The following is a 12,812-nucleotide window of genomic DNA, read 5'->3' on the forward strand; positions in this document are numbered from 1 at the left end:
ACCGGATGAAAGAATTTGCCGCACTTATTAAAGCATTGGACAGCACTAATAAAACCACACTCAAAGTAAGTGCACTGGCAGAATATTTCAATGCGGCGACAGATCCGGATAAGGTATGGGCCATCGCAATTCTTTCGCATAGGCGGCCTCCAAGGCCTGTTAATACCACTTTACTCCGGGAGTGGGCTTCAGAATTAGCGGATATCCCGTTGTGGCTCTTCGAAGAAAGTTATCATATCGTAGGTGATCTTGCAGAGACCATTGCCTTGGTAGCACCTCCCGGCAAAGACACTGTGGATAAACCCCTGCATGAATACCTCCGGGACATGATCTGGCTGAAAGCACGTACGGAAGAAGAAAAAAAAGAATACCTGCTTACTCACTGGACCCAGATGGACTACTACCAGCGTTTTGTGTTTACCAAACTCATAACCGGTGGTTTCAGAATTGGTGTCAGTCAGAAATTAATGACACGGGCACTGTCCCAATCAACCGGCATAGAGGAAGATCTGCTGGCCTATAAATTAATGGGCAACTGGGATCCAGCAGAGATCAGTTTCCGGGAATTGATCCTGGAAGAAAAAGAAGGGGACCGCTTATCAAGACCATATCCTTTTTACCTGGCCTACGCATTGGAAGATGAAATTTCTACGTTGGGAGATATACAGGAATGGTCTGCTGAATATAAGTGGGACGGAATCCGATCACAAGTCATCATCAGGGAGGAGCAATTATTTACCTGGACCAGGGGTGAGGAATTGGTGACCGACCGCTACCCTGAATTTGAACAATTCATAGGTCTCATTCCGGATGGGACGGTATTTGACGGGGAAATACTGGCCTATGATAATGGGGAAATCGGCGATTTTAACCTTTTACAGACCAGGATAGGAAGGAAAAACATTACCGCTGCCTTATTGAAAAAAGTGCCGGTAATCCTCAAAGTATATGACTTGCTGGAATGGCGGGGAGAGGATATCCGGAGATTACCTTTCTCTGAAAGGCGGAATCTTATGGAGAATCTATTGAAGAGCCCGGAAATTGTCGAGGCCAGGGAAAACGGATTGCCCTTACAATTATCAGAAACACTGCCTCTGGATTCCTGGGAAGCTGTTGCAGAAGCCAGGAAGCATTCTCGTGAGATGAAAAGTGAAGGCCTGATGCTAAAACACAAGCATTCGCCTTACCTCGTAGGCCGTAAAAAAGGAGACTGGTGGAAATGGAAGGTAGACCCATTAACTGTTGATGCAGTACTCACCTATGCTATGCGAGGCCACGGCAGGCGCAGCAATCTTTTTACCGACTATACGTTTGCCCTCTGGGACGAGAATGAGGAAGGCGAACGCGAACTGGTAACTTTCGCCAAAGCTTATTCCGGTCTGACCGACGCTGAATTCCGCAAGGTGGATGCCTGGATCAAGAGAAATACCTTAGAGCGTTTTGGACCCGTGCGCAGTGTGACCCCTCATCACGTATTCGAGATCGCATTTGAAGGTATCGCCAGGTCATCACGGCATAAAAGCGGCGTTGCCACGCGTTTCCCACGGATCTTCAGGTGGCGAAAAGATAAAAAGATAGAAGAGGCTAATACGCTGGATGATCTTAAAAACCTTATTCCCTGATGGCTACTAAAAGTACAGACCGGGATAAGGCCTTGTACGCTCTTGCGGAAAACTGGTTCCGGCAACAGCAGTGGAAACCATTCCCGTTCCAGACCAAAGCGTGGAAAACTTTTTTAGAGGGAAAGCACGGTTTACTAAACGCCCCTACTGGTAGTGGTAAGACCTACGCCCTGTGGTTTCCAATCGTATTACAATACCTGAAAGACAATCCCGATTATAAAAATAAACATCCAAAAGGCCTGAAGGCCATATGGATCACACCCCTCCGCGCTCTTTCCCTGGAGATCAAACAATCTGCGGAGCGTGTGATCAGGGACCTGGGTACGCCGCTCACTGTAGGCATCCGTAGTGGAGATACGTCAACTAAGGAGAGGGCGCAGCAAAAACGAAATATGCCCGACTTGCTCATCACCACTCCTGAAAGCCTGCAATTGTTGCTGGCTTCCAAGGGTTACGATAAGCAATTCCGAAATTGTTCAGCCATAGTGGTGGATGAATGGCACGAACTCTTAGGAACTAAAAGAGGGGTGCAGATGGAATTGGGCTTGTCTCGCTTAAAAACGGTAGCACCACAACTTCGAATATGGGGAATCTCTGCAACCATTGGAAACCTGGAGCAGGCCCGCGAAGTATTACTGGGACCGGCTTCAAAAGCCTTGGAGAATTCGGTCCTTATCCGTGCCAGCATCCCCAAGAAAATCAAAGTACAGAGTATCATTCCCGATAAGATGGACAACTTTCCCTGGCGTGGTCACCTGGGTTTGCATCTTATGGAAGACGTAGTTCCCATTATTGAGCGTAGCCGAACCACGCTACTGTTCACCAACACCAGGGGACAGTGCGAGATCTGGTACCAGCGGCTGTTGGAAAAGCACCCGGAACTGGCAGGCCTGATGGCCATGCACCACGGAAGTATCGGTAAGGAAACCCGTATCTGGGTAGAAGAAGCTATCAGGGACGAACGCCTGAAGGCCGTGGTCTGTACCTCCAGCCTGGATCTCGGTGTAGATTTTGCCCCGGTAGAAACCGTAGTACAAATAGGCGGTCCCAAAGGAGTTGCTCGTTTTATGCAAAGGGCGGGAAGAAGCGGGCACAGACCGGGAGAAGAAAGTGTAATTTATTTTTTGCCTACCCATGCCCTTGAACTGGTCGAAGCTTCAGCCTTGAAAAAAGCTGTGGAAACCCAAACGGTAGAGGATCGACTTCCGTTCCTCTATAGCTATGATGTGCTACTCCAATACCTGACCACCCTGGCTGTATCTGACGGCTTTGTACCGGGGGAGATTTTCCACGAGGTAAGAGGGACATTCTGCTTCCAGGACTTGCCTGAAGAACAGTGGCAATGGCTTTTAAACTTCCTGGTGATGGGGAGCCAGAGCTTAAAATCATATGACGAATACAAGAAAGTAGAAGTTGAAGACGGAATTTTCAAGGTCACCAACCGGGGGGTTGCCATGCGTCACCGATTGCAGATAGGCACCATTGTCAGTGATGCCCAGATATCCGTTAAATACCAGAAGGGAGGGTATATTGGTACCATAGAAGAATCCTTTATCTCTAAGCTGAAGCCGGGGGATGTATTTACATTTGCGGGCAGGACACTGGAATTTTTAAGGGTAAAGGAAATGCAGGCGATGGTGCGAAATTCCAGGTCAAAATCAACCAAAACCCCTAGCTGGATGGGAGGGAGATTAACTCTAACCTCGCAGATGTCCGAGTTGCTCCGGGAAGCGTTGTATACGGCCGGAGAGCCTGTTGACCAACAGACGGAAGAAATCCGGGCCCTGGAATCCCTATTCAAGCGACAACGGAAAGAAAGTATTGTCCCCAAACCGAGCGAATTCCTGATAGAAACCTTTAAAACCAGGGACGGGTATCATCATCTCTTCTATCCTTTTGAAGGGCGGTTTGTCCATGAGGCTATGGGCAGTCTACTGAGCTACCGGATCAGCCTCTTAAACCCTATAACATTTTCATTGGCTTTTAACGACTATGGTTTTGAATTACTTTCGGATCAACCCATAGACATGCAGCAAGTGTTAGATAATGATCTTTTCACTATAGAATACATGCACGAGGACCTGCAGAACAGCCTGAACTCCACAGAAATGGCAAGGCGGAAATTCCGGGATATTGCTGTGATCAGCGGGATGGTATTCACCGGTTACCCCAACAAAGGGATTAAAATGAAACACCTGCAAAGCAATTCGCAGTTATTATTTGATGTCTTCCGGGATTATGAACCGGAGAACCTTTTATTTCAACAGGCTTTCCGGGAGACATTTGAACACCAGTTAGAAGAAGGACGGCTAAGGATGGCCCTGGAACGGATCGCTGAGCAGGAAGTGGTCTGGAAAGACTGTAAACAACCCACTCCCCTCTCCTTCCCTATTATCACTGACGGTCTACGTGAAAAATTATCCAGCGAGAAACTAGCCGACCGTATTCAGCGCATGATCGCGAAACTACAGAAATGACTCCGGCAGAATTCGCGAACATTTTTGGTTGCAGGGTTCCCCTTACTACCATAATTTTGCCACATGACCCGCTCACTGCCCATCCAGCAATCCAATTTTGAACTACACCCCAGCGGTGCGCTATATTGGGTAGACCAATCAATGCTACTTATCAGTGATGTACACCTGGGAAAAGTATCCCATTTTCGGAAATATGGCGCGGCGGTTCCGCAGAATGCTATCGCGGCCAATTTCCGCTTACTCGATGCTACAGTCCAGGATTTCCACCCTGAGAAAATATGTTTCCTGGGAGACCTTTTCCATTCCTACCTCAATGGGGAATGGGAGCTTTTCAGCGAATGGGTATCCAAGGTGAAATCAGAGATCATACTGATTGCGGGAAATCACGATATCATCTCTCCTTTAAAATATGAAGGCTTGGGGATAAAAGTGGTTCCCGAACTCGTCATCGGCCAATTTTTACTGACCCACCACCCTGAAGAGCGGGAGGGTCTCTTTAATTTTGCCGGACATATTCACCCTGCCGTTAAGATCAGGGGTCAGGGGAGACAATCCATGAGATTACCCTGCTTCTTTAAAAGTCCCCGGCAGATGATCCTGCCCGCTTTTGGCACCTTTACAGGAATGCATACGCTGGAACAGAAAAATGAGGACGAGGTATTCGCCATTGCAGAGGATCAAGTCATAAAATTATGATATAGCGCTTTGGAACCCCTTGTTTAGCAGTTATATTTGCACAAATTTTCTCCGTTGACCCAGTCCAGTATCAAGGAATTATACTACAAGTCCCCCGAGCTCGGGTTACTCAAGGATGCCATAAGCCTGCCGGTACACCCTATACGGATAAAAGGGTTAACCGGGTCTTCCCTATCGTTCCTCAGCGCAGCACTTTACAAAGAGAGTGATTTACCCTTTTTGTTCATCTTTAATGACAAGGAGGAAGCTGCTTACCACCTCAATGACCTGGAACTGATGGTGGGCAAGAACGAGGTATTATTCTACCCGGGCAGCTATAGGCGCCCATACCAGATAGAAGAAACAGACAATGCCAACGTACTGCTCAGGGCAGAGGTTCTGAACAGGATCAATTCCCGTAAAAAGCCGGCCATCATTGTATCTTACCCGGACGCCTTGTTTGAAAAAGTGGTCACCAGGAAGGAACTGGACAAGAACACCCTGAAAATAAAGCTGGGAGACCAGCTATCACTGGATTTCCTGAACGAGGTGCTTTTTGAATACCACTTTCAAAGGGTGGACTTTGTATCCGGACCGGGTGAATTCTCCGTAAGGGGAGGAATTGTTGATGTCTTCTCATTTTCACATGACGAGCCCTACCGCATAGAATTCTTCGGGGATGAAGTAGATAGCATCCGCACCTTTGACGTCGCCACTCAACTCTCTACAGAACCGGCGAAGAAGATCACCATCATTCCTAACGTTGAGCACAAACAACTGACAGAATCACGGGTTAGTTTCCTGAAATATATATCGGCCAAGACCGTGATTATGATTCAAAGGCCACAGGCGGTATTTGAGCGAATAGATGATTTCTACAAAAAGGCAGAGGCATCTTATAAGGAACAGGACGGAGAAGTACGCCGGCTTTCCCCTTCAGAATTATTCCTGAATTCAGATCTACTGAAGAAGGAACTAAGGGAATTTAAGCATATACAGTTTGGCGATGCCACCCCAGGGGAAACCAAAAGCATGAAGGCCGAATGGGAAGAGCTTGGACAATCGATGACCGAGGTGGAATTCCGCACCAAACCTCAACCCTCATTCAATAAGAAATTTGATCTGCTGATCGCCAACCTGAATGAGAATGAGGAGAAAGGCTATCGCAATTATATATGCTGCGCTTCGGAACAACAAGCCAAGCGACTCCACGATATTTTCGAAGAAGTAGACGGTCGGGTGCATTACCAGACCCTCGTTTTCCCGATTTACCAAGGCTTTGTTGATGAGGACTTGCAAGTGGCCTGCTATACCGATCACCAGATTTTTGAACGTTACCATAAATTCCACCTGAAGAATGGGTACGCTAAGAAACAGGCCATTACGCTGCAGGAATTAAATAAACTGGAGATAGGAGATTACGTGACCCACATTGATCACGGGATAGGGGTGTTTGGCGGCCTGCAGAAAATACAAGTGGAAGGTAAAATGCAGGAGGCCATCAAACTGCAGTACAGCGACCGTGATATCCTCTATGTAAGCATACATTCCCTCCACAAAATATCTAAATATAACGGCAAGGACGGAACCAGTCCGAAGATCTATAAATTAGGATCGGCGGCATGGAAGAACCTGAAACAGAAGACCAAATCCCGGGTTAAAAAAATCGCTTTTGACCTCATACAGGTCTATGCCAAGCGACGATTGGAAAAAGGTTTTCAATACCACCCGGACAGTTACCTGCAGCACGAGTTAGAGGCTTCCTTTATCTATGAGGACACCCCGGATCAAAGTAAAGCCACGGAGGACATCAAGAGCGACATGGAGAGCCAGCGTCCCATGGACAGGCTGGTGTGTGGAGATGTAGGTTTCGGCAAGACAGAAGTAGCCATCCGTGCAGCCTTTAAGGCAGTAGATAACGGTAAACAAGTTGCCGTCTTAGTTCCAACGACCATCCTGGCATTCCAGCATCACCGGACTTTTTCGGAACGTCTTAAGGAGATGCCGGTAACCGTGGATTACCTTAACCGTTTCCGGACCGCCAAAGAGAAGAAAGATGTTTTGGAGCGCCTCACCGAAGGAAAGGTGGATATTATCATAGGTACGCATCAACTGGTTAACAAACAGGTGAAATTCAAAGATCTTGGACTGTTGATCGTGGATGAAGAACAGAAATTTGGGGTATCTGTCAAGGACAAATTAAAATCGATCAAGGAGAACGTAGATGTACTGACCCTTACCGCTACACCAATTCCCCGTACTTTGCAATTCAGTTTGATGGCTGCCAGGGATTTGTCGGTAATCAACACCCCTCCCCCTAACCGTTACCCCATAGAAAGCCAGGTTATCGGCTTTAGTGAAGAAACTATCAGGGATGCTATCAGTTACGAGATCGAAAGAGGCGGACAGGTTTATTTTATCCACAACCGGATAGAAAACATTAAAGAGGTTGCCGGAATGATACAACGGTTGGTGCCCCACGCCAAGGTTGGTGTCGGCCACGGGCAGATGGAGGGCAAGAAGCTGGAGACCCTGATGCTGGCATTCATGAATGGCGAATTTGATGTTCTTGTGTCCACTACAATTGTGGAAAGTGGTCTTGATGTCACCAATGCGAATACCATTTTCATCAATAATGCCAATAATTTTGGTCTGAGCGACCTGCACCAGATGAGAGGACGTGTCGGGCGGAGTAATAAAAAGGCGTTCTGCTACTTTATTACTCCACCTTACGAGGCTATGACAGCCGAAGCCAGGAAACGTATACAGGCATTGGAGCAGTTCACGGAACTGGGTAGTGGATTCAATATCGCCATGAAGGATCTGGAAATCCGTGGTGCGGGTGACATCCTGGGAGGAGAACAGAGCGGTTTTATCAATGATATCGGTTTTGAAACCTACCAGAAGATCCTCGCCGAGGCAATAGACGAGCTTAAGGAAAATGAATTCAAGGACCTTTATGAAGAAATGGAAGGCCCTAAGCGAGATTATGTCAAAGATGTACAGATCGATACGGATTTTGAACTGTTATTCCCAGACGATTATGTGAATAGCACTACAGAACGCCTTAACCTGTATACCCAACTAAACAACATCGAGGATGAATCAGCACTGTCTGAATATGAACAACAACTGGTAGATCGCTTTGGTGAAATACCTTCCCAGGTTGAAGACCTGTTGAATTCTGTCAGGATTAAATGGATCGCTAAGGAAATCGGCCTTGAAAAGGTAGTGATGAAAAAAGGCAAGCTGATCGGCTATTTTATCTCGGACCAACAATCCGGTTTTTACCAATCTGACCGATTCACAAGGGTATTACAATTTGTACAATCACATCCCCAGCAGTGCAAGATCAAAGAAAAAGATACCCGTAAGGGCCTTAGGCTTTTACTTGTTTTTGAAAAAGTGTCTACCATCTCCAAAGCACTCCAGGCCATCAGGCCATTGGAGGCCAGCGCCATGGCAAGTACCGCAGGTTAAAGCATTTTAAGATCCTTGATGGTCTTGAACGCCACATCTACCTGGTCATCATTCACCAGGATGGTAAATTCATTGGTGGTAGAGATCACTTCGTATAAAACAATTCCCTCCCAGGCAAGCCTCTGGAAAATGAAGTAATAGATCCCGGGCACCTGGGTGTTCTCTGCAGGAAGCTTTACGGTTATGGATGAGAGATTTTCGGACTTCTGGGTACATTTCTCATTCTTGAACAATTGCTCCACGGTATCATCAAGCGTATTGCTAACCACGATATTTAATTCGTTAACCCCTCTCGAGGAGGTATAGAAGACATCTTTATTCTTGTTTACCGTCTCTAACAATTCCGTTTGATTTTCAAGGATACTGTCTGAAACCAGGAAAGTAAAATCTGTCAAGGAAGATCGTACGGTAATCTCCCCAATTTCTTTGAGCACTTTTATGATCCGGTGGGTAGCCCGGAATTCCATATCTCCTGAAAGCCGTTTCAGGGCCATTACGATAGCACCATTCCTAACCTCCTTTCCCAATTCCTCCTCGATCTCGGGTTTTACGATTCGCGATAGGGAAGTCAGGTTAATAATTCCCTGGGCCAGGGCACTCTGGAGAAATGGTTTTTTCTTGATATACTGCTCAACAACAGAGGATATTGTTTTCATAGGTTTGCCGGTAAAAGAGCAAAAATAACATTATGTTACAAATAAAACAAACTTTTAAAAATGATAGAAGGCATCCTGCAGGTGTTGCATTTCTGTTTTATCAGCTCTTTCCAGGTAGGTAATAATATCAAATCGGGTTTCCAGGTCTAATTGGTGCTCCTGTATATAATGATCAGCGGCCATGACCAATAATTTAATTTTTTTAGGAGTAACGCTTTTAACCAGGTCATCAAAATAGTCAGAACTTCGATATTTGACCTCCACTATGGCGAGCACCTCGGCCTTTCTTGCGATGATATCAATTTCTGCCTTGCGGTAATAATAATTGGTGGCCAGGATGGTATACCCCTTATCTTTAAGATATTGTACCGCCATAGCTTCTGCCCGGCTTCCTATTTCCCTGTTTTTCATGTTCAGAATTGTTGAAATGATAAAAATGGCGGTAGTTCATCGAAAAAATCAGCATTTAGTCGACCTAATTTATACTAAGATGCTACTTTCATTCGCTCTATACCATAAGATACGCATATTGCTGTAAAAACTCAATACTCAACGCATTTAAGAATTCACCCCATCCTAAACACATGAAGGTTCTTAAAGCCAGAGATTCTATGGAGTATTTTATTAATTGTAATACTGCAACCTTAGCTCTTTACACAACACCCCTGGATGCGACCCGGGCGGCCCACTTGTACAGGAGACTGGGTTTCAGTGCCTCAAAACAAACAATAGACCAGGCCACGGGGCAGAATGCTGCCGTCCTGGTAGACAACCTGGTCACTGAAGCCCTGGCCATGCCCCCACTGGCGGCACCTCCATGGGCTAACTGGAACCGTGACAATTATCCTGCAGACGATGATGCTGCCGGGCAATTGGTGCGATCTCAGCGGCAAGAATGGGCCGTGAGCTATACCGGCGCATTGTTAAATAACAACCTAAGGGACCGTCTTAGTTTTTTCTGGAGCAACCATTTTGTTACCGAACTGGATATCTACGAATGTAATTCTTTCCTCTACGGTTATATCAACTGCCTTCAGCGGAATGCCATCGGCAATTTTAAAACCTTTGTCAGCGAGATCGGTCTTACCGATGCCATGCTGTACTACCTGGACGGGGTATACAACAACGGAAACAACCCCAACGAGAATTATGCCCGGGAACTCTACGAACTCTTTACATTAGGTGAAGGAAATGGGTATACGGAGCAGGATATCATCGAAACTGCCCGTGCCCTGACCGGCTATGTGGAACGGGGCGAGGTTGGATGCTCTGCGGTCACCTTTAACCCTGCGCGCTTTGATGGTGGCAGCAAAACAATCCTGGGCAGAACCGGGAATTGGGGGTATGATGATGTCATTGATATTCTCTTCGAGGAAAGGTCACAGCAAATTGCCGACTTCATCTGTAAGAAATTGTACGAATTTTTTGTACACCCGGACAGTGACGACGACGCAGGGAACGCACAACTTATTATCTCCGGGATGGCTTCAACCTTCCTGTCCAATAATTTTGAAATCGCCCCCGTACTCTCAGAGCTTTTTAAAAGTCAGCACTTCTTTGATGAAGAAGCGCTCGGGGTAATTATAAAAAGTCCTTTTGACATTTACCTCAACTTGCTGAACGAAACCGGTTTTTCTTATGATGACAATGTTTTGATCAATGTTGTTGACGCCAGCGGTCTTTTAGGACAGACCCTGTTTGATCCTCGGGATGTTGCCGGTTGGCAGCGAGACCGCAGTTGGATCAACACCAATTTCATGATCGGAAGGTGGCTTACGGTAGAAGTATTCCTGCAGGCTGCTTTCCAGGCCAACCCAGAACAGTTCAGGGCCTATGCGGTAGCAGCGGTAGGTAATTCCAACAGCAACACCAGTAATCCGCAAATAGTGGTACAGGCCATTGTAGATCACCTACTCCCTAAAGGACTACTGACAACTCAGGATTTTGAGAATGCCCTTTCCGTTTTTAAGATCGAAGATGTTCCGGAAAATTACTACGGTTCAGACTATATACCTGGCGGACTCGGTTTATGGATGCTATCCATAAGTCCTGAAGTTCCTCAGCAGGTTTTTCTTCTCCTGATGCATATCTCCAGACAACCCGAATTTCAACTTAAATAAGCCTACCATGTGTAATCATCCCAAAAACAACAAAGAGGCACACGATGCAGAACATAAGAAATGGAGCAGGCGCTCTTTTTTACAGGCTTTAGGTATTGCCGGGTCCGGATCTATGATGTTGGGTAGCAACCTGCTTTCCGCATCTGCCCCATCCCCACTGACTTCTGCAATTGCCAATGCCGAATCTGATAACATACTGATACTCATCCGCCTCTCCGGCGGGAATGATGGTCTGAGTACAGTGATCCCGATACAGCAATACGATTTATACGCCAATGCCAGGCCCAATATCTATATCCCCGAAAGCAAGGTACTTAAACTGACTGACGATTTTGGGATCCCCACCTATATGAATTCCCTGGAGTCCATGTGGGGCAACGGCCAATTCAAGGCAGTACATGGGGTTGGATATGAGAATCAAAGCCTTTCCCACTTTACAGGATCAGACATCTATGCCAATACAGACCTGACCACCACGGGATTCAGCGGGCTGGATACCGGATGGATGGGTCGCTATTTCGAGAACCTGTACCCGGATTACCTAATCAATCCTCCTGCATCCCCTGCGGCGATACAGATAGGCAATTTTGGCAGCCTGATCTTTGAAGGGGAAGAGACTAATTACGCCTTTGTTACCTCGAATATTGATCAACTGGAACAGATCGCTGAAACAGGGGTGCAATACAGCCTGGACCCTTCATTGTTCAACGATTGCATGTACGGGGACCAGCTCAAATTCCTAAGAGGTGTTGCCAATACTACCTATGAATACTCGGGTCTTATACACGAGGCTTACGAACGTGGTCAGAACCAGGTACAATACCAGGATAATGGTTTTGCGAGGCAACTGGCATTGCTGGCAAGGCTGATCAAAGGAAACCTGGGCACTAAGGTATATATGATCTCTATGGGCGGTTTTGATACTCATGGAAATCAACCCTTGGCCCATGAACGCCTGATGTCTAACCTCTCTATAGCAGTTCATAATTTCTACGAAGACCTGGCTTTTACCCAACAGGATGAAAAGGTGCTTAGCATGACCTTCTCCGAATTTGGCCGACGTATCTATGAAAATGGTTCTAACGGTACGGATCACGGAAAGGCAGCCCCTACACTCTTTTTTGGGTCGGGCTTGCAGGGCAGTGCCTTTGTGGGTGAGCACCCCAGCCTGGATGCACCCAATAGCAGGGGAAATCTGGAGTACACCATGGATTTCAGGGACCTTTACGCCACTGTTTTGGCTGAATGGCTCTGCGTTCCCATCCCACTGGTAGAGCAGCACCTGCTCGATCATCCTTATGCCCCCGTGAACTTAGGCTTTAATTGCAGCGGTGTCCAATTCCCGGATATTGCCTATGACGATGATCCGCCTACGCCACCAAGCAGGGACGAGCCTACGGAAGAGGCGGCCAGCCCGGAGATGCTGGATGCTATTGTTCACAAGCCTTTTTATCCAAATTCTGCCTCACCGAGAATCTATGTAGAAATGCCCTTTAGTGCACACGTCGATATACAGTTGTATAATATTCTCGGTCAGAACGTCGGGACCATATACAACGAGTTCATGTTTGAGGGAACAGCAGAGATCGATATCCGGGCACGCATGCCCATGGGCCTGTCTACAGGGAAATATATTTACAGGATACAAGTACAGGACCGGAAAATGTCCAAGTCGGTCCTGATCTCCTAAACCCTTCCTACTTAACATTACATGCCCCTGTGCTCCGCAAAGGTTTCCCCCAGAACCGCAGCGGGCATGGGGGTTTTTAAATTCATCCTTAA

At 46.8% G+C, this 12,812-nt stretch carries 8 protein-coding genes; 6 read left to right on the forward strand and 2 right to left on the reverse strand.

Features of this window, described 5'->3' with window-relative positions; translation table 11 throughout:
• Window positions 1–5: 5 nt before the first annotated feature.
• The 4 genes from PP178_RS02110 to mfd all read left to right on the forward strand — a co-directional run bounded on the left by PP178_RS02110 (window position 6) and on the right by mfd (window position 8,254).
• Window positions 6–1,622, forward strand: coding sequence for an ATP-dependent DNA ligase (locus PP178_RS02110; RefSeq protein WP_272592651.1), 1,617 nt, complete (start codon window positions 6–8; stop codon window positions 1,620–1,622).
• Window positions 1,622–4,099 (forward strand): ligase-associated DNA damage response DEXH box helicase, encoded by a 2,478-nt coding sequence (locus tag PP178_RS02115; protein ID WP_272592652.1) that lies wholly within the window; start codon window positions 1,622–1,624, stop codon window positions 4,097–4,099. The genes PP178_RS02110 and PP178_RS02115 overlap by 1 nt, the downstream gene beginning before the upstream one ends.
• 63 nt (window positions 4,100–4,162) lie before the next feature.
• Window positions 4,163–4,795: a ligase-associated DNA damage response endonuclease PdeM gene (gene pdeM / locus PP178_RS02120; protein ID WP_272592653.1), complete on the forward strand. Its 633-nt coding sequence runs from the start codon at window positions 4,163–4,165 to the stop codon at window positions 4,793–4,795.
• Between the two features lie 120 nt (window positions 4,796–4,915).
• Window positions 4,916–8,254 (forward strand): transcription-repair coupling factor, encoded by a 3,339-nt coding sequence (mfd, locus tag PP178_RS02125; protein WP_430974698.1) that lies wholly within the window; start codon window positions 4,916–4,918, stop codon window positions 8,252–8,254.
• On the opposite strand, the gene PP178_RS02130 is transcribed toward mfd, so the two are convergent.
• Both PP178_RS02130 and PP178_RS02135 read right to left on the reverse strand, forming a co-directional pair.
• Window positions 8,251–8,910, reverse strand: a complete 660-nt coding sequence (locus PP178_RS02130) for an aspartate kinase (RefSeq protein WP_272592655.1) — start codon at window positions 8,908–8,910, stop codon at window positions 8,251–8,253. The genes mfd and PP178_RS02130 overlap by 4 nt on opposite strands.
• Before the next feature lie 54 nt (window positions 8,911–8,964).
• Window positions 8,965–9,321 carry a YraN family protein gene (locus tag PP178_RS02135; RefSeq protein WP_272592656.1) on the reverse strand — a complete coding sequence of 119 codons (357 nt, stop codon included), beginning with the start codon at window positions 9,319–9,321 and terminating at the stop codon, window positions 8,965–8,967.
• Window positions 9,322–9,521: 200 nt separating this feature from the next.
• Here PP178_RS02135 and PP178_RS02140 point away from each other — a divergent pair, with 200 nt between their 5' ends.
• The gene (locus PP178_RS02140; protein WP_272592657.1) at window positions 9,522–11,030 is read left to right on the forward strand and encodes a DUF1800 domain-containing protein; all 1,509 of its coding nucleotides are present in this window, start codon (window positions 9,522–9,524) and stop codon (window positions 11,028–11,030) included.
• A gap of 7 nt (window positions 11,031–11,037) precedes the next feature.
• Window positions 11,038–12,720: a DUF1501 domain-containing protein gene (locus PP178_RS02145; protein ID WP_272592658.1), complete on the forward strand. Its 1,683-nt coding sequence runs from the start codon at window positions 11,038–11,040 to the stop codon at window positions 12,718–12,720.
• The last annotated feature ends 92 nt before the right edge of the window (window positions 12,721–12,812 follow it).

The sequence above is a fragment of the Zeaxanthinibacter sp. PT1 genome (assembly GCF_028464225.1).
Lineage (GTDB): Bacteria > Bacteroidota > Bacteroidia > Flavobacteriales > Flavobacteriaceae > Zeaxanthinibacter.

Excerpts from the sequence above, each read along its gene's own strand:
- PP178_RS02110 (WP_272592651.1), top strand. The coding sequence starts at position 6 with ATGAAAGAATTTGCCGCACTTATTAAAGCATTGGACAGCACTAATAAA.
- PP178_RS02115 (WP_272592652.1), top strand. The coding sequence starts at position 1,622 with ATGGCTACTAAAAGTACAGACCGGGATAAGGCCTTGTACGCTCTTGCG.
- pdeM (WP_272592653.1), top strand. The coding sequence starts at position 4,163 with ATGACCCGCTCACTGCCCATCCAGCAATCCAATTTTGAACTACACCCC.
- PP178_RS02130 (WP_272592655.1), bottom strand. The coding sequence starts at position 8,910 with ATGAAAACAATATCCTCTGTTGTTGAGCAGTATATCAAGAAAAAACCA.
- PP178_RS02135 (WP_272592656.1), bottom strand. The coding sequence starts at position 9,321 with ATGAAAAACAGGGAAATAGGAAGCCGGGCAGAAGCTATGGCGGTACAA.
- PP178_RS02140 (WP_272592657.1), top strand. The coding sequence starts at position 9,522 with ATGGAGTATTTTATTAATTGTAATACTGCAACCTTAGCTCTTTACACA.
- PP178_RS02145 (WP_272592658.1), top strand. The coding sequence starts at position 11,038 with ATGTGTAATCATCCCAAAAACAACAAAGAGGCACACGATGCAGAACAT.